Consider the following 17,904-nt stretch of genomic DNA (forward strand, 5'->3'; position numbering starts at 1 on the left):
GTCATGGACAGTTGACCTTTTGAACGACAACTAGAAGCTTAGACCGCTTGGGAAAGGATGGAGAGACATGATGAAAGACCGTCATATCGGCCGCGACTGGGATAACCTGAGCGTGCTGGAACGGAACCGGGCGAAGAGCCGGGCCTATTTCATTCCGTTCGCGGATGAGGACGGAGCGCTCAGTTATGACAGAGGCAGCTCGGCCTGGTACCAATCGCTGAACGGGGTGTGGAAATTCCACTATGCCGAGGAGCCGGAGAGCGCTCCTGAAGCATTTTATCAAGAGGATTACGATGTATCGGCCTGGGATGACCTTCCCGTTCCGGGGCACTGGCAGCTGCAGGGCTACGGGCATCCGCATTACACGGACCTGTACTATCCGTTTCCTGTGGATCCGCCGCATGTGCCAAATGCGAATCCGACCGGAAGTTACGTACGCGATTTCGAGCTTCCGGAACATTGGGACGGCAGAAAGATTTGCGTTAAATTCGACGGGGTGGACAGCGCGTTTCATGTGTGGCTGAACGGGTCGTTTATCGGTTACAGCCAAGGCAGTCGGCTGACCTCGGAATTCGATCTGACGCCTTATTTAAAGCCTGGGGTAAACAGGATGTCCGTCCGGGTATACCAGTGGTCGGATGGAAGCTATCTGGAAGACCAGGACATGTGGTGGATGAGCGGCATTTTCCGGGATGTGTATCTGGTGGCCGAGCCGTCAGCGCTTCGCATCAACGACTTCCGCGTAACGACCGAGCTGGATGAGGAGTATCTGAACGCCAAGCTGAACGTACGTTTGGAACTGGGAGGAAGAGAGCACGGCTCCGCCCAGTTGCGGCTGTTGAATGGAGACGGAGCGGAAGTGGGATCAATCGGGAAAGACGTCGGGCACTCCGCCGTGGAGGACTTTGCCATAGAGGTAGCCGGGCCGGATTTATGGAGTGCCGAGTCACCGGCACTGTACCATCTGGTGATCACCCTGCGGGATGCTCAGGGGGAGACGCTGGAGATTTTGGCGCAGCGCGTGGGCTTCCGCACCATCGAAGTAAAGGACGGGCAGCTCCTCGTTAATGGCAGGGCGATCCTGCTGAAAGGGGTCAACCGCCATGACCATCATCCGGATACGGGCCGAACCGTCACCTTGTCCACGATGCGGGAGGACATCCGCTTGATGAAGCAGCACAACATCAACGCCGTACGGACGGCGCATTATCCGAATGATCCGCGGTTCTACGAGCTGTGCGACGTGTATGGGCTGTACGTGATGGAAGAGACGGATCTGGAGACCCACGGCTTCGAGCCGCTCGGCAACATTTCCCGCCTGAGCGACGATCCCGAGTGGAAGGAAGCGTACGTGGACCGCGTCCGTCGGATGGTGGAGCGGGACAAAAACCATCCGTCCGTGCTGTTCTGGTCCCTCGGCAACGAATCCGGCTTCGGCTGCAATTTCCGCGCAATGGCGGACTGGTGCCGGGAGAATGATCCCACGAGGCTGATCCATTACGAAGAGGACCGCGAAGCCGAGGTGTGCGATGTAGTGAGCACGATGTATTCCTCCGTTGAGAAGATGGAAGGCTTCGGCAAGATGACCGACCATCCCAAGCCGCATATTCTGTGCGAATTCGCGCACGCGATGGGCAACGGGCCCGGCGGACTGCGCCCCTACTTTGATACCTTTGAAGCGTATCCCCGCCTGGCGGGCGGTTTCGTATGGGAATGGATCGATCACGGGCTGAGCAGAAGGACTCCGGACGGCAAGAAGGATTATGCATACGGCGGCGATTACGGCGATGTGCCGAACAACGGCAATTTTGTCATTGACGGTTTGGTTCGTCCGGACCGGACGCCTTCACCCGGGCTTCTGGAATACAAAAAGGTTATAGAACCGGTCCGTATGACGATGGGAAGTCACGGTGTGCTTCATATCATGAACCGTTATGATTTCATTTTGCTGGATCATTTGCAGGCTCATTACCGGGTATTGTCCGACGGGCAGCTTGTCCACAGCGGAGCGCTGGAGCTTCCCCGCATCGAAGCAGGCACAAGTGCAGAGCTTAGCCTCTCGAAGGTTTTGGAGCAGGCGACAATAGGCGTGAGTCCTTATGCCGAGCTGTGGCTTGAGGTATCCCTCTCGCTGGCTGCGGACTGCCGCTGGGCGGAACGGGGACATGAGGTGGCGTGGTCCCAGCTTCTGCTGCGGGAATCGTCCAAGCCAGAATTCGAGTCAACGGCTGCCCTGCGGCGGGGCCCCTTGCAGATTAGCGAGGAGAAGCATAGCCTTCAAGTGGGGAATGGAAGCTTTCAGTTATCACTCAGCGCTCTCCGTTCAGGCTTCCAAGGCTTATCCCTGCATGGCAAAAGAATCATGCTTGGCGGTCCCGCGCTGAACTTCTGGCGTCCGCCGATCGATAACGATATGTACGTGCTCCCGGATTGGCGCAAGGCCCATCTGGACCGGCTCTCTGAACGGATCGATCATTTCGAATGGAAGCGATTAGACCAGGAATGCGTTGAGGTACGGCGGGTTTCCCGCATTGCCCCGCCGGTATATGACTGGGGCTTCCGCTGCGAAACGACCTATATGATCACCTCCAGCGGTCTGATGATCATGGACGTGAAGGGAGAGCCGATCGGCACGCCGCCTGCCATGCTGCCGAAAATCGGATTGCAAATGCAGGTCGCGGACGACATGGAACATGTCCGGTGGTACGGCAGAGGACCTGGGGAAAGCTACCCGGACAGTCTGGAAGCGGGACGGTTCGGGGAATACCGCAGCACCGTGGACGGCTTGTTTACGCCTTATATTTATCCGCAGGAGAATGGGAACCGATCGGATGTCCGCTGGATCTCGCTTGCGGATGGCGCGGGAATGGGGCTTCTCGCCGTTGGCGAGCCCGCCCTGAACTTCAGTGCGAGCCGGTACACCGATCAGGATGTCGAGGCTGCGGCGCATGCCAGCGATCTTGTTCCGCGCAGTTTCATTACGCTGAACCTGGATTACCGGCAGAACGGGCTTGGCAGCAACAGCTGCGGTCCGGCACAGGCTCCCGAGCACTCAATCAAGCCGGAGCCGTTCTCGTTCCGCATTCTGCTGATGGCTCACGCTGCCGAGGATACCGACCCGGTACGGCTGAGCCGGCGGATGCGCTCGGAAGCGGAATTATACAAGTAACCGACTGATTTCATTTCAGATCGTTTTCGGATTTTCTGGAGAAGGGGAATAACATGTCCATTTACATCAAAGACCTGCTGCAGCTGTCTACGGGGGTGCGCCGGTTCCTGATAAGCGAGGCCTTCTACGGCATCGGAATCGGTCTCTATACACTCGTCCTGAATCTGCATCTGCTCTTCCGGGGGCTAAGGGAGGACGAGATCGGCGCGTTGGTATCGATGGGCATACTGATCATGGGCGTTCTCGCCATTCCGGTATCCCTGCTCGCTAACCGGACCGGAAGAAAAAAACTGCTGGTTACCGGCGTATTCTTTATTGCCGCGGGCAATGTGCTGTTTGCCGTCAGCGATGAATTGCTGTGGTTCTATGCCGCTCAAATATTGGTGTCTGCCGGCTTGACGCTGGTGGAGACGACGGAGATCCAGCTTCTCTTCCATTATTGCCGTTCCCGTAAGGAGGAAGCCCGTGCATTTTCCTTGATGTTTGCCGTCTTTACGGCTTTTACGGGTCTCGGAACGCTGGCAGCAGGATATATTTCGAAGGGGCTCGAAGGAAGCAGAGGTTATGAAGTGTCGCTTCTGCTGACCGGGCTGGTGCTTGTGCTTCACGGCGTCATCCGGGCGTTCTGGCTGCCTGCCGAGAACAAGGCTTCAGAGGAGGCAGCGGCGGCAGCAGTTTCACCTTCGAGAGGCATCTCCAGGCTAATGGGACCTCTATCTTCCGGGACCTTGTGGCTGTTCGCCGTGTTTACGGCGCTGCTCGGCGGCTGTATCGCCATGACCGGCTCATTCCTGAACGTCATCGTGAAGTTCCGCCTGGATTGGATGGACGACCAGGTATCCCTGATTCTGGCCATTGGCGCGATCCTGCTGTTTATATGCTCGTTGATGACGCCGTACGTCATGGAGCGGTTCGGTTATAACACGGCCATTATCTCGGTATTTATCGTTAATATTTTGCTGTTTGCCGCTCTATACATGATTCTCCCCGTATGGCTGTTTATCGGGCTGTTTCTACTGCGGGGCGGCGGCGTGACCATGCTCTCCAATCTGCTGGACAGTCTGCTGATGTCGGCCTTTAATGAAAAGGAACGGAATCTGTACGCCGGCATGAGGTCGGTATTCCGAAGTTTAGGCTCGTCCGGGGCAACCTTTGTTGCCGGACTGATCCTGGCCCGGCAGGATTATCGGCTTCCCTTTCTGGCCACGGCCGGCGTGCTGCTCCTATGCGGCCTGTATTACGTATGGTGGATTCGCCCTGTCTTATCCAAGAGAATAAACAGCGGTATCGAGCCATGAATGTGAAAGGCCGTCTAAGAGGGAAATCCCCTTTAGGCGGCCTTTTTGCCGATTGCAGCAGGCTCTTTCAAATTCATCTTACGGTGTCTGCTTCACTGCTGCAGGCTGAATCCGTATTTGTTCGATGGAAAGTCTTTAAACATATTGACATCAAAAATTGGTACATGTTTAAATAGAAGAAGTGTTAGCACTCTGCTGTAAAGAGTGCTAAATGAAACCTCGTTCAGATTGGAAGGGAGATTTTTTCATGGCGAAAAAACAGTTTAAAGCTGAGTCCAAACGGCTGCTCGAGATGATGATTAACTCCATCTATACGCAGCGCGAAATTTTTCTGCGTGAGCTGATTTCAAATGCCAGCGACGCGATCGACAAGATTTACTATAAAGCGCTGACCGACGACAATTTGACCTTTAATAAAGAAGAATACTACGTTAAGATTACCGCAGATAAAGCAAACCGTACGCTGACCATTACCGATACGGGGATCGGAATGACAAAGGAAGACCTCGAGAACAACCTCGGCATCATCGCCAAGAGCGGTTCCCTTGCATTCAAGAGTGAGAACGAAGCGAAGGACGGCCACAATATCATCGGCCAATTCGGCGTAGGTTTCTATTCCGCCTTCATGGTTGCCGATGTCGTTACCGTGACGAGCCGTGCATTGGGCAGCGATGAAGCGTTCAAGTGGGAATCCGAAGGCGCGGATGGATACACCATTACGCCGGCCGATAAGGATTCCGTCGGAACCGAGATCGTTCTGAAGATCAAAGAGAACACGGAAGATGATCAGTATGACGAGTATTTGGAAGAATACCGCTTAAGAGCGATCATCAAGAAGTACTCGGACTTCATCCGTTATCCGATCAAGATGGACGTGAAAACGCAGCGTCCGAAGGCTGATGCCGAAAATGAGTTCGAGGAAGTCCAGGAAGAGCAGACCATCAACAGCATGGTGCCGATCTGGCGCAAGAACAAAGGCGAGCTGACGGACGAAGATTACGTGAATTTCTACAACGAGAAACGGTACGGCTTCGATAAACCGCTCAAACACATTCATGTCAAAGCGGACGGTGCCGTCGTATATAACGCGATTCTGTTCATTCCCGAGAATACGCCGTTCGATTATTACACCAAGGAATACGAGAAAGGGCTTGAGCTCTATTCCAACGGCGTCCTGATCATGGACAAATGCGGCGACCTGCTGCCGGACTATTTCAGCTTCGTGAAAGGGATGGTCGATTCCGAGGATCTGTCGCTGAACATCTCACGCGAGATGCTCCAGCATGACCGTCAGCTGACGCTGATTGCCAAGAACATCAAGAGCAAAGTGAAAAGCGCGCTGCAAGGCATGATGAAGGACGAGCGGGAGAATTACGAGAAGTTCTTCGCATCCTTCGGCAGAGGACTGAAATTCGGCGTCTACAACGATTACGGCATGAACAAGGAAGATCTTCAAGATCTGCTGCTGTTCACTTCCTCCAAGGAGAAGAAGCTGGTCTCCCTGGATGAGTACGTATCGAGGATGCCGGAGGATCAGAAGTATATCTATTATGCTTCCGGTGATTCCATCGACCGGATCGAGAAGCTTCCGCAGACGGAAATGGTGCTCGACAAAGGTTATGAAATTCTGTACTTCACCGACGATGTCGATGAGTTTGCGATCAAGATGCTCATGAAATACAAGGAGAAGGAATTCAAGTCGGTATCCAGCGGCGATCTTGGCCTCGATTCCGAGACGGACAAACAGGAGAATGAAGCTGAAGAGAACGACAATAAGGAGCTCTTTGAAGCTATGGGCAGCCTCTTGGCCGGCAAGGTGAAATCCGTTAAAGCCTCCAAACGACTGAAATCCCATCCGGTATGCCTGTCCACGGAGGGCGATGTCTCGATTGAGATGGAGAAGATCTTGAAGGCGATGCCGAACGGACAGGATATCCAAGCCGACAAGGTGCTGGAGATTAACACGAACCATGAGGTGTTCAAATCGCTGAAGGCACAGCAAGCGGATCAAGATAAGCTGAAGCTCTACACGAATCTCCTGTACAATCAAGCGCTGTTGATCGAAGGCTTGCCGATTGCCGATCCGGTGGAATTCACGAACGATATTTGCAAAATCATGGTGTAACCGTCGTAGCTGGCTCATGCGATGATAATAAACAAACCCGAAACGCTGGTATGGCACCAGGAATTCGGGTTTGTTTTTTTCTGTATGTCACCTGAACACGATGCAGTTCTCTACGCCACGTCCGCGGCAAGATCCGATAACAATCCGTTCTCGGGCGCCATGCCCAAGAGGTCATATACCGATATCGGGAACATCGGAAAGCCGACATAGTACGGCGTGATGGCATATAGCGGATAGAAGATGACCAGTGATTTATCTGCCAAATAGAAGTCCTGATTCGGCGAAACGGTGACCGGACCGCTCTCCAGCACGGGAATGCCGCGTTCCTTGATCTGACGATTCACTTCGGCGGCCAAAACGGCTTGATAGCCGGCGCCCGCACGGAACAGGTCGGATAAGGCGTAGGATTTACCGGTGGCCGTGGAAAAGGTCAGGCCTTTCGTTACCGTATGTCCATGTGCCATAGGTTGGGAGTAGGTGTAGTTGGTCAGCACGAGGCTAAGGATGCCTCGTTCATTCGTTTTGATTTCAAAAGTGCCCGTCGTTTGCGGGTTGGTGCCGGTCTGAACTTGCTGCTGTTCACGCTGCATATCCTGGATTTGAACAATAATGGCCCGGTTGATGGCTTCTTCTGCTCCAGGATTCATGAGGCCGTATACCTGCGGATAATGAATCACGAGACCGGGTGCCGTATGCGTGAGGGTATGGATGCTCACCGGCGGTACATATTGCGCCATGCGTACCATCGCTCCAATCTAACCATCAGATACGTTAGCCTATTCGGAAGCGGGCGCGAAGGTTACGAAGTCTGGAGGCTCGGAAGTCCGGAACGGCGGAAGTACGGAACCTCGGAGGCTGGTGGGCTTGGAGGCTCGGAAATTCGGAGGCTCGGAAGCTCGGTCATCCCCCGCGGAACGGCTTTCGAGCAGACAGAACGCTCTTATGCGGCGGTTTCGGTCCGGGGCGTGTTTGCCGGAAAACGGATAGTCTTCACTCTTTGTCTGCAACGCCAGACGTAAGCAGTCTTCTTACAAAGATCGTGAATATGACCAGGGATACGACAACCGATACTGCCGTAACCGCGAACAAATATGCATAGCCGATACGCTCGGAGACCAGGCCCAGCAGGATCGCGCCAAGCCCGATGCCGAAATCGAATGCGGTCATGAAGGAGGCGTTGGCTGCGCCTCTCCGATCTTCGGGAGCAATGCGCAGGGTGGCTGCTTGAAGAGCGGGCTGGGCCGAGCCGAAGCCGATGCCGTACAGAATAGCGGCGATAATGAGTCCGGGCAATCCGCTCGACAGGCTTAAGACGATCAGAGCGCCAGCTGTTACGATAAGGGACGGAATGATGACAGCCGCTTCGCCGAAACGATCCGACAGCTTTCCGGCAAAAGGCCGAATCAAGGTAAGAGCGACGGCGTACACCAGGAAAAAGGTTCCCGGATTGACCCGGATGGACTCGGCAAACAGCGGGAGGAAGGTTGTAATTCCCCCGTAAGCGACAGCCAGAAAAAAGATGGCGACCGTGACAGGGAGAACGGATTTCTCGACAAGCTGAATCCGGCCTGCCGAAGGTTTGGCTTGATAAGGTGCTCTGGTCATGTAGGCTAGTATGAAGGCAATCAGAGAGAGCCCGGTAGCGACAAGAAACAGGGTCTGAAAGGAATATCCACCGACAATATATGTGCCCAGCATCGGGCCGATGGCCATCGCAACCGTCATCGCCATTCCATACCAGCCCATGCCTTCTCCGCGGCGGGAGGCCGGGATTAAATCCGTAATGACCGTACCGATAGAGGTTGTCGAAAAAGCCCAGCTCGCGCCGTGCAGGATCCGCAGTGCAAGCAGAAGCAGAATGCTGCCGACCCAATCGTAGAGATACATCGAAAGAACAAAGAAGATAAGACCCCAAATGTAAAAAGCTCTTCTGCCATACCGATCCACCAATCCCCCGACCATCGGGCGAAAGACCACAGCCGTCAGCGTGAACGCGCCGGCCGCCAAGCCCACCTGGGTCTCGGAGCCGCCTAAATGCTTGATATACAGCGGAAGCGTGGGCAGCAGCAGATAGAAGCCCGTAAACAGAAACAGCATCCCGACCGTCATCTGAATAAACGGTTTCGTCCATAAACGTTCCATCTTCGTATCCCTCCTTATATCCAATGTGAAAAACGCTTGAACGCTATTCTTCTTCGGAGTTAACGGCCGTTATTTCTTTCTTGACCCACTCGATATTCGTCATTCCCATCTGCTTCCGGTGATCCAGCACCCTCAGCAATTGAAGCCGCTGTTTCGCTGGCTCGGGCTTGTAGAACGTGATTTTCGCCTCGAAATCCGTTACATGCTGGAGGTTAGTTTCGAGATAAATTAAATATTGCTCGAGGCAGTCGAGTCGAACCTTCTTCGGAACATACCGGAAATAGACCATTTTGAAATGGAATACCTGCTCCGTATCCATGTTGTATTCCAGGGGTTTCTCCATGAGCTCGAGAAAGTTATTCCGTCCGGAATCGGTAATCCTGTAGATTTTTCGGGGGCGTTTGCCTCCGCCGGATTCGTCAAGACTAAGATGGATCCACCCGTTATCCACCATTCGGGAGAGCAGCGGATACAACGTTCCGGAACTGATCTGACGGTAAGGCCCGCCTGCATTTTTAAGGATCTCTTGGAGCATATAGCCGTGTTTATCCCCGGTCATCAATTCACCCAGAACAAAAATTTCATACATATGAGCCCCTCCATAAATATGTCGTATCGATATAAATATATATCGATACGACATAAAATGCAATACCAGGAGAATATTTTTGGCAATCGCTCTCCAAATAACGGTCGTCCGAATTTCAGGATAGAGAGGTGCAACAATTGAAGCCGATCCCAGAAGGATCGGCTGGAAGAATGCGAAGGAGGAAAGATGCCAACTCAAATTGAGAAATATAGCAGACTTGGATCCGTTTTACACAGCAGGGAGTAGATGCATGTGCTTGCATAGGCGAGCCGTGCCCGGCAAGAGCATTAAGGGTTTTGCTTCCTGCGTTTACAGTCCGCCTGCGTTTTTTTCGTGACTCTCTTTAGGCTGACCGTTGACCTTCTCGACATAATCCAGATGTTGAAATCCCCAGGTGCACATGTCGGTCAGAACGCTGTCCAAGCTTTTTCCATGCTGTGAGATGGAATACTCCACCTTGGGCGGAATCTCCTGATATACCTTGCGTACGACCAGCCCATCCTGTTCCAGTTCGCGCAGCTGATTCGTGAGCATGCCTTGAGTCACGCCCGGAAGCAGACGCCGGAGCTCCCCGAACCGTTTGGTTCCGTCCTGCAGCAGTATAAACAGAATCAGCGGTTTCCACTTGCCGCCGATTAATTGCAGCGTTGTCAGGATGCCGTCGGTGTTAGGCCGTTCATGATCGGTTGTTCTCATGTTCTCATCTCCCATAGGAAGTGTGTCATCGGTCTTTGTTCATTTGATGTTAGTAATGTAGCACAGTATTCGATTTAAACCCAGTACTATTCTTCTTCGTACTTAGTACGTTTTATCGTACTATGCATGGGATGAATAGGTACGCTAAAACCGACTAAGTACATAAAAAGAGCGTACTTTTCAACGAAACGGATCCGAAACATAATGGGGGTGTCAAACAAACCAAATGGGACAGGAGAGACCTGAATATGAAAATCATGGTGATTGTGGTTCATCCGAATTTAGACAACTCGCGTGCGAATCGAGTGCTGATGCAGCACAGCAGGCTGTATGCGAATGGAAATGTAGATATCCGGGATCTTTACAAGGAGTATCCGAATTGGATTATCGATATTGAGCGCGAGCAGCAGCTTCTTCTTCAGTATGATCGGGTAGTGTTCCAGTTCCCGTTTTACTGGTACAGCTGCCCGCCCCTGTTGAAGAAATGGTTCGATGACGTTCTGACCTTCGGTTGGGCGTTCGGACCAGAAGGCAACAATCTGAAGGGCAAGGAATTTATGGTGGCCACGACGGTAGCAGGCTTAGAACAAGGATATCAGGCAGGCGGGGACAATTGGTATACCGTAAGTGAGCTGCTGCGCCCGATTCAAGCTACGTTGAACCGGTGCAAAGTTCGATATTTGCCGGCCTTTGCGACCTATAACGTAGAGAAGGTAAGCGATGAAGAGCTCCAGGCGGAGGCAGGCAGATATGCCGACCAGGTTCTAGCACCTGCAGCCGAAAGCCGATACTGAGGCATGCTTCTCGTCCTGAACCGATAGAAGATTGGCACTTGCCGGCCGGCGCCATAAAAGGCATGATGGAGTCATGTATGACATGACCTGAAGCAGTGCCTCGGGTTTTTGGGCCAGCCCATTTACAGGTTGGGTTGGCTCGAACCGGCTTCATCGCACATGCTTACAAAACTTGGAGGGGGAGCTTTTATGACAATTGACGAAGCCATTCATTTGGAGTCCTACGACAAGCAGTGGGCCGATCGGTTTAGCGATGAACTTCAGACGTTAACCAGGGAGATTGGTCCATTCACGGCTGCCATCGAACATTTTGGAAGCACATCGGTACCGGGGATGACAGCCAAACCCATCATCGATATTCTGGTGGGCGTGGAGAATGCGCTGCATTCGAGTGAAATCATCCCCAGACTGACTGCTATGGGTTATGAGGATCTCGGAGAAGCCGGAATTCCAGGCCGTTTATATCTCCGCAAAAGAGGCGGCTTTGCCTATAACGTTCATATTGTGTTATATCGTGGCGACATCTGGAATCATAACATCATGATCAGGGATTACCTGCGGGCACATGCCGATGAAGCCGAGCGTTACAGCGAGATCAAACGACGGATCGTTTCGCAAGGGACCCGGACCCTGCTCCGATACTCCGATGAGAAGAATGTGTTCGTTGAGCAGCTGCTTGCCAGGGCGAAAGCATGGAAGAACGGTGTGCAATCCGAATAAGTGCATGCGAATTTATTCTCCATTCATGGCCTTGCACTGCTTACGGTAAGCAGAAGGGGTGAGGCCATGAAATTTTTTGAACGTTTTGCTGAAATGGACATAGTCCGAGAAGCCGACACGGTAGGCTGTTTCCTGGGCGGAAAGCTCAGACTCCGCCAGCAATTCCCTCGCTTTTTCCATGCGTACCTGCACCAGGTATTTTACGAAGTTCATATTCGTTTCACTCTTGAAGGTACGGCTTAAATACGTGACCGACATCCCCACCGAATCAGCTACCTCCTGCAAGGACAAATCCTCCATCGCGTAATTCTCTTCAATGTAACGTTTGGCTTTCTGAATATTGTGGCGAGACCCTAAATTTCGGGAGCCCTTAATCAACGCCAGCATTTCCTTGATCTTATCTTGTATTTGACGGCTGCAGGCAATGGGATCGTCGCCCTGTGGCCATTGATCCTCGCCAATCTCCATCGCAAGAGACAAACCGCGTTCTTTCATAGCCGTCAGCAGATCCTGCATCAGCATATGGGCGTACCGTGACATGCTGACTTCTTCTGGCCCGCTCGTCTTGAAAAGAGCCATGATCTCGCGAATTTGTTCCAGCGCTCCCTGTTCATCGGCAGAATACAGCAGCTCAGCCAGCCTGGCCTTATGGCGCTGCTGCGCAAGCGTCCATTCCGTTTGCCGGGAGAACCGCGCCTTCCGCTCATTCAGCTCCCTGCAGGCACGTTCCAGCGTCGTTTGGAACTGGGCAGGGTCGATGGGCTTCAGCAGGAAGTCCGAAACGCCATAGCGCAGGGCCTGACGCGCGAATTCGAAATTGTCATGGCCCGACAGGATAATGAAATGCATCTGAGGATGGGATTCCCGGACACGGCGGATAAATTCCAGTCCATCCATTTCAGGCATGCAAATATCGGTGACGATGATGTCGGGCCGGCTATCCTCCAGCATTTGGAGCGCTTCAACCCCGTCCTCAGCTTCGCCGGTGACGACAATGTGAAGACCCGACCTCTCAACAAGCTTTCGCAAACTCAAATGAATGGCGTATTCGTCATCTATCAACATGATCCGGTACATGGTGTCCCTCCTCGCTAGTCCTGTACGGCAATCTGATTTCAAATATCGTGCCTTCCAAGGGCACGGATTCCACAAGCTGCAGGCCATACTCGTCACCGAAGGTAAGCTGGAGTCTTTGATGCACGTTCAAGAGGCCGATGCCGCTGGTGGTTTCCTCTCCGTCGTTTGGTTGCATGCCTTCACCCGGCTTCTCGCGGGTTTGCAGGATTTGCCTGATTAGCCACAGCGTTTCCGCCGTCATGCCAATCCCCTTGTCCCGGATGATGATGGCAAAATAGTTCGCCTCCGCACGGGAGCTGATCCCAAGGTAGCTTGGCTTCTTGCCTCGGTATCCGTGGATGAATACATTCTCTACAATCGGCTGCAGCGTGAGCCTGACGGCGTTTACACGATTCAGGTCCCGTTCGTTCAGGTTCATATCGATCCGGAGCCTGCGGAAACGGGCGCTTTGAAGGTCGAGATAATACTGGACATGCGTCATCTCCTCCCGCAGCGGAACGACGGATCCGGCATGACCGATATTGTAACGAAACATATGGGCCAGCGCCCTCGTCATGCGGCTGATTTCCATATGATCGTCCGCAATGGCATATGAATTAATAATCTCCAATGAATTGTACAAAAAATGCGGGTTGATGTGGGACTGCATGGAGCGGAGCTCGGATTCCTTCTGCTTGATCATGAGCTCCCGTTCCTTCAGCTGGGAATCCTGGACCTCCCGGATCAGCCGCTTCAGCTCTCCCGTCATGCTGTAGAAGCTGTGAAACACGGCGGTCATTTCATTGTTGCGGAACCGGTTCACGTTGGTAGGAAGCACAAAATCCCCCCGCTCAACGCGGGCCATCAGCTTCTGCAGCATGGAGAGCGGTCTTGTTAAAGACAAGGAGAAGCCGCCCACAAGCGCCAATGCAATGATCATGAGAACGGCTGCGGCCGCAAGCGAGTAATTGCGCTGGGTGATTAAACCGCCGATGAGATTGTTCAGCGGCAGGTCGGCAACAACCGTCCAGCCGGTGATCTGCGAGCGTTCATGCAGGACCATCTTTTCGGTGCCCGAAACGGTGTCTTGATGCCGGAAGAAGGAGGAGTCCCGGTTTTGAATTCGTGTTAACAGCCCCGGTTCGACTGGGGTTCCGACCCGGCTCGGATCCGGGTGGTAGATCATCTGCCCGTCCTTGCCCATAATCCAGACGTCAAAGCCCCCCAGTGAATCGTTAGAGCAGATGGCTCCGAGTTGCTTCAGATTGAGGTCGACAATCAATAAGCCCTTATAGAGAAAGGACGAATTGTCATACAGCTTCCGGGCCACGGTAAGGGCTGGCGTGTTTCCTACCCGGCTGAGGCCGATGATTTGAAAATCGTTGAATTGATCCAGCTGCGCCTGATAGGATCGGTTGCGTTTGCGGATTTCACTCATATCGAGCAGTCCCGGAGCGCTTTCGTAATCGGTAATTTGTCTTTTGTTCTCGGCGACGAGCGAGATTCCGATAATGTCGGACCTGCCGTAAATCATCTGGGCAAACAAGTCGTCCTCCACTTTTTTGGCAAGCTGAAAGTAGGCATAGGGAGTAAGCTGGGCAGCCGAGAGAAATTGCTGGATCTGCGGGTTGTGGATAAAGGGATAGGTGGAATTCTCCAGATTGGATATGTACGAATCCAGCGAGACGTTGGTTTGCTCGATGATACGCTTGTTAGCGCCTGCGGCAAACTGTTCAATCGCTTCGGTAGACGACTGGTACCAGAAGCTGCCGAGCAGAAAGAAGGGGAGGCCAATGAATAGGATGATCAGCACGAATAAACGTTGATTAATGGTCAGATTACCGGTGGAAACGCCTTGGATGTTCATCGCTCTTCCGCCTTCCTCGCATTGAAGTAGGGAATGTAAGGAACATTGTAGCAAAAAAACACAAGTTGTAAATAAAAAACCATGATGCCGCAACAAGAAATCACAAGTGGGCTAAGAAAGCACATGGGCGCATTCGGTCGTTATCAACTACAATCGCATTAATCCATTTCAAACAATAGGGGGCGAGGATTTGTGAAAAAGAGAAAAGGGTTTTACAGCTGGTTAACGGCCTTATTGCTGATATCCGTTATGGTAAGCGGTTGCGGCAATGCTGATGAAGGAAAGACCGGCACTGCCACACCCGGCACCGGAGGCGATGAAGGGAAAAAGGTAGAAATCCTGCTCGGGTATTATTCCAGTGACAGTTCCGATGCGAAGATGAAGGAGCTGATCGAGCAGTTCGAGAAACAGCATCCGAACATTACGGTGAAGACGCAGAGCGCGCCTTACGGGCAGTTCTACCAGAAGCTGGATACGCAGATCGCGGCCGGCCAGGCGCCGGACGTATGGTTGTCCGATGGCGTCTACGTGATGAAATACGCCCAGCGGGGCGCGGCCAAGGATCTGACCGATTGGATTGCAAGGGATCTGAAAGCCGATGAGTACTACGGCCTCGATTTCAACAAGGATGCGGACGGGCGCTATTGGGGCGTGCCGCAGGGCATACAGGTCGGCGTGCTGTTTTACAACAAGGAGCTGTTTGATAAGGCCGGCGTAGCGTATCCTTCGGATGAATGGACCTGGGAGGATCTGAAATCATCGGCAGCCAAGCTGACGGTGGATGCCGGCGGAAAAACGGCCGAGGACAGCGGGTTCGACGCAGCCAGCGTGAATCAGTTCGGGCTTACGTTCTTCAGCATTACCGAGGGCTGGTTCTCCGTGATGAAATCCTACGGCGGCGGAACCCTTGACGAGAAAGCGGAGAACTCGATCATCAATTCCCCTGAGAACAAGCAGGCGTTCGAATGGATGGTCGACGGCATGCAGCGCGGCATCATTACGGATCCGGTCGATCTGAAGAGCTTCCAGAGCAATACCGCCGTGTTCCCAAGCGGATCGGCCGCCATGCGGATTGGCATCTATGCCCGGGTGCAGGCAGCGAATGAAGCCGGTCTGAATTACGATGTGACGCTGCTGCCGAAGGGACCTGACGGCAAGCGGGTGTCCCCGGTCATTGCCAACTCGTGGGTGGTTAATCAGAAGTCAAGCGACGAGAAAGCGGAAGCTGCCTGGGAGTGGATTAAATACTGGGCGACGGAAGACGATGTGCAGAAGCAGTGGACGGAGCTTGGCGAAGCCGTGCCCGTGAAAAAATCCGTTGCGGAATCCGAAGTGTTCCTCAAGGCGGGAGAGCAGCCGGCTAATCGCCAGGCTTTCCTGGATAGCCTGGAGTTCGCGCAGACGCTCGACAATAACGCGGTCTGGGAAGAATGGGTAGGCAAATTCAACGAGCATGCGGAGCGTGCCTTCCTGGGGGATGCAACCATCGATCAGGCTTTAAGCGAAGCGGACGCAGCCGTTCAGGCGGTCCTCGATGATTTCTATAAAAAATAAAACCAAGGGTGGAAGAAAGGCGGGAGTGAAATGGACAATACGCTAAACGACAATGCAGCACTCAAAGCCGATCCGATGCCGCACGGAAAGCCCGCCCGAAAACGGAAATGGGATCATGAGGGGAGATGGGGGCTGCTCATGGCCTCCCCCTATGTTCTCCACTTTATCATTTTTGTGGCGGGGCCTCTCGCCGCATCCCTGTACTTCAGCTTCTCCGATTACGATATGCTGAATCCGCCCGAGTGGAGCGGACTGGATAATTTCCGGCGCATGGCCGAGGATTCGATGTTCTGGCGTTCCCTGTGGAATACCTTGTATTTTGCGGTTCTGTTCGTGCCGCTCCAGACCTTTCTGGCCTTGGTGCTGGCCGTCGCGCTAAACCAGCGTTTGAAAGGGCTTAAATGGTTCCGGATGGCCCATTTTATCCCGGTGATTTCCTCATGGACCGTCATCCTGTATGTTGCTGACGCCGTATTCAACCCTCGCTTCGGTTTGGCGAATACGCTGCTTGCCAAGCTGGGGCTGGAAGGGCAAGGCTGGCTGCAGGACCCGAAGCTGGCGATTCCGCTGCTTGTCTTTATCGCGGTCTGGAAAGGGATCGGCTACATTATGGTCATTTATCTGGCGGGACTTCAGAGCGTTCCCGGGGATTTGTATGAAGCCGCGGAGATCGACGGTGCTGGAGCCCTGCGAAAATTCCGGTATATTACCGTTCCATTGATCTCGCCTACGACCTTCCTGGTTGTCATCATGAGCACCATCTCTACCTTCCAGGCATTCGAACAGATCTACGTGCTGACTGGCAGGGGCGACATCAGCTCGGCGGGAGGTCCGAATAACTCCAGCCTGGTCATGATGCTGTATTTATATCGTGAAGGGTTCACCTTTATGAGGATGGGGTATGCTTCCGCCATTGCCTGGGTGCTGTTTATGATCCTGTTCCTGCTGACGCTGATACAGCTTCGGGCCCAAAAGAAGTGGGTGCATTATGACTGATCAAGCGATCAAGATGGAACCGGGGATTTGGAACCGCATCGGAGGAAGGAGTGGCCTCAAATGAGAAGAAAGCTGCTGGGAAAAAGTATCGGATACGTGCTGATCGGGATCAGCTCGCTCATCATGATCGTGCCGTTTCTGTCGGCACTCATGAATTCATTGAAAACCTACAAGGAATATACAACGGTTCCGCCCCGCTGGATCCCTGAAGTATTCCAATGGTCCAATTACGCCCAGGTGTTTCAGCTTGGGAATATTGGCGGCTACACGCTGAACAGCATCTTCGTAGCCGCATTGTCTGTCATCGGCGCCCTGATCTCCTGCTCGATGGTCGGTTATGCGTTCGCAAGACTTCGCTTTCCGCTGAAAAGTGCGCTGTTCGTGATGGTGCTGGGTACGATGATGATTCCGGCGGTGGTCATCATCATCCCGCATTTTATCATTTTTAATAAGCTGAACATGCTGGATACGCTCACGCCGCTATGGATTATCGAATGGCTGGCTCAGCCGTTTGGGATTTTCCTCATGCGGCAGGCTTTCATGAATATACCTAAAGAGTATGAGGAAGCGGCCAAGATGGAGGGCTGCAATCCGTTCCAGATTTATCTGCGGATCTTCATTCCGATGGCCAGGCCCACGCTGGCGACGCTGGCGATCTTTACGTTCATGGGCAAGTGGAACGAGATTCTGACGCCTGTCATCTATTTGACCTCGAACGAGAAGTATACGCTGCCCATCGGCATTCTCTCCTTGTCCGGCCAGTGGACCGGCAATGAACAGCTTATGATCGCAGCCGCACTGGTCAGTCTGGTTCCGATCCTGCTGGTATTCCTGTTTGCCGAGAAATATTTTGTGCAGAACCACAATATGGCCGGGATTAAATAATGGAACGTTACTA

15 protein-coding genes are annotated in these 17,904 nt (G+C 53.1%); 9 read left to right on the top strand and 6 right to left on the bottom strand.

All coding sequences use genetic code 11. The annotated features are described in order from the left end of the window. The first annotated feature begins 70 nt into the window (after positions 1-70). The 3 genes from AC0VZ8_RS06285 to htpG all read left to right on the top strand — a co-directional run bounded on the left by AC0VZ8_RS06285 (position 71) and on the right by htpG (position 6,592). A complete protein-coding gene (locus AC0VZ8_RS06285) occupies positions 71-3,169 on the top strand; it encodes a glycoside hydrolase family 2 TIM barrel-domain containing protein (RefSeq protein ID WP_475487649.1) in 3,099 nt (1,032 codons plus the stop codon). Between the two features lie 53 nt (positions 3,170-3,222). After that, on the top strand, positions 3,223-4,467 hold the full coding sequence (locus AC0VZ8_RS06290; protein ID WP_475486393.1) for an MFS transporter: 1,245 nt from the start codon (positions 3,223-3,225) through the stop codon (positions 4,465-4,467). 247 nt (positions 4,468-4,714) lie between these two features. Further along, complete coding sequence (htpG, locus tag AC0VZ8_RS06295) at positions 4,715-6,592, top strand: molecular chaperone HtpG (RefSeq protein ID WP_475486394.1); 1,878 nt, start codon at positions 4,715-4,717, stop codon at positions 6,590-6,592. A 110-nt stretch (positions 6,593-6,702) separates the two neighbouring features. On the opposite strand, the gene AC0VZ8_RS06300 is transcribed toward htpG, so the two are convergent. Continuing rightward, positions 6,703-7,329 (bottom strand): DUF3298 and DUF4163 domain-containing protein, encoded by a 627-nt coding sequence (locus tag AC0VZ8_RS06300; protein ID WP_475486395.1) that lies wholly within the window; start codon positions 7,327-7,329, stop codon positions 6,703-6,705. On the opposite strand from AC0VZ8_RS06300, the gene AC0VZ8_RS06305 reads away from it, so the two are divergent. Beyond that, positions 7,321-7,611 carry a hypothetical protein gene (locus tag AC0VZ8_RS06305; protein ID WP_475486396.1) on the top strand — a complete coding sequence of 97 codons (291 nt, stop codon included), beginning with the start codon at positions 7,321-7,323 and terminating at the stop codon, positions 7,609-7,611. The genes AC0VZ8_RS06300 and AC0VZ8_RS06305 overlap by 9 nt on opposite strands. Here the strand turns inward: AC0VZ8_RS06305 and AC0VZ8_RS06310 are convergent. From AC0VZ8_RS06310 to AC0VZ8_RS06320, 3 genes are all read right to left on the bottom strand, one after another. Next, positions 7,583-8,734 carry an MFS transporter gene (locus AC0VZ8_RS06310; protein WP_475486397.1) on the bottom strand — a complete coding sequence of 384 codons (1,152 nt, stop codon included), beginning with the start codon at positions 8,732-8,734 and terminating at the stop codon, positions 7,583-7,585. The two genes, AC0VZ8_RS06305 and AC0VZ8_RS06310, sit on opposite strands and share 29 nt — an antisense overlap. 43 nt (positions 8,735-8,777) lie before the next feature. Further along, on the bottom strand, positions 8,778-9,323 hold the full coding sequence (locus tag AC0VZ8_RS06315; RefSeq protein WP_475486398.1) for a PadR family transcriptional regulator: 546 nt from the start codon (positions 9,321-9,323) through the stop codon (positions 8,778-8,780). Positions 9,324-9,632: 309 nt separating this feature from the next. Further along, on the bottom strand, positions 9,633-10,019 hold the full coding sequence (locus AC0VZ8_RS06320) for a winged helix-turn-helix transcriptional regulator (protein ID WP_071221244.1): 387 nt from the start codon (positions 10,017-10,019) through the stop codon (positions 9,633-9,635). Positions 10,020-10,267: 248 nt separating this feature from the next. On the opposite strand from AC0VZ8_RS06320, the gene AC0VZ8_RS06325 reads away from it, so the two are divergent. Both AC0VZ8_RS06325 and AC0VZ8_RS06330 read left to right on the top strand, forming a co-directional pair. Further along, positions 10,268-10,813 (top strand): NAD(P)H-dependent oxidoreductase, encoded by a 546-nt coding sequence (locus tag AC0VZ8_RS06325; protein ID WP_475486399.1) that lies wholly within the window; start codon positions 10,268-10,270, stop codon positions 10,811-10,813. Positions 10,814-11,002: 189 nt separating this feature from the next. Next, positions 11,003-11,533, top strand: a complete 531-nt coding sequence (locus tag AC0VZ8_RS06330) for a GrpB family protein (RefSeq protein WP_071221242.1) — start codon at positions 11,003-11,005, stop codon at positions 11,531-11,533. A gap of 12 nt (positions 11,534-11,545) precedes the next feature. On the opposite strand, the gene AC0VZ8_RS06335 is transcribed toward AC0VZ8_RS06330, so the two are convergent. Both AC0VZ8_RS06335 and AC0VZ8_RS06340 read right to left on the bottom strand, forming a co-directional pair. Beyond that, entirely contained in the window at positions 11,546-12,610 is a 1,065-nt protein-coding gene (locus AC0VZ8_RS06335; protein ID WP_475486400.1) for a response regulator transcription factor, read from the bottom strand. After that, positions 12,585-14,456: a sensor histidine kinase gene (locus tag AC0VZ8_RS06340; RefSeq protein ID WP_475486401.1), complete on the bottom strand. Its 1,872-nt coding sequence runs from the start codon at positions 14,454-14,456 to the stop codon at positions 12,585-12,587. Before AC0VZ8_RS06340 ends, AC0VZ8_RS06335 begins: the two co-directional genes overlap by 26 nt. Positions 14,457-14,648: 192 nt before the next feature. Here AC0VZ8_RS06340 and AC0VZ8_RS06345 point away from each other — a divergent pair, with 192 nt between their 5' ends. The 3 genes from AC0VZ8_RS06345 to AC0VZ8_RS06355 are packed head-to-tail and all read left to right on the top strand — an operon-like array spanning position 14,649 to position 17,891. After that, on the top strand, positions 14,649-16,010 hold the full coding sequence (locus AC0VZ8_RS06345; protein ID WP_071221239.1) for an ABC transporter substrate-binding protein: 1,362 nt from the start codon (positions 14,649-14,651) through the stop codon (positions 16,008-16,010). A 30-nt stretch (positions 16,011-16,040) separates the two neighbouring features. Next, complete coding sequence (locus tag AC0VZ8_RS06350) at positions 16,041-17,006, top strand: carbohydrate ABC transporter permease (protein WP_194541255.1); 966 nt, start codon at positions 16,041-16,043, stop codon at positions 17,004-17,006. Between the two features lie 60 nt (positions 17,007-17,066). Next, the gene (locus AC0VZ8_RS06355; protein WP_071221237.1) at positions 17,067-17,891 is read left to right on the top strand and encodes a carbohydrate ABC transporter permease; all 825 of its coding nucleotides are present in this window, start codon (positions 17,067-17,069) and stop codon (positions 17,889-17,891) included. Positions 17,892-17,904 lie beyond the last annotated feature (13 nt).

The organism is Paenibacillus sp. QJM3NY_38 (assembly GCF_056173265.1).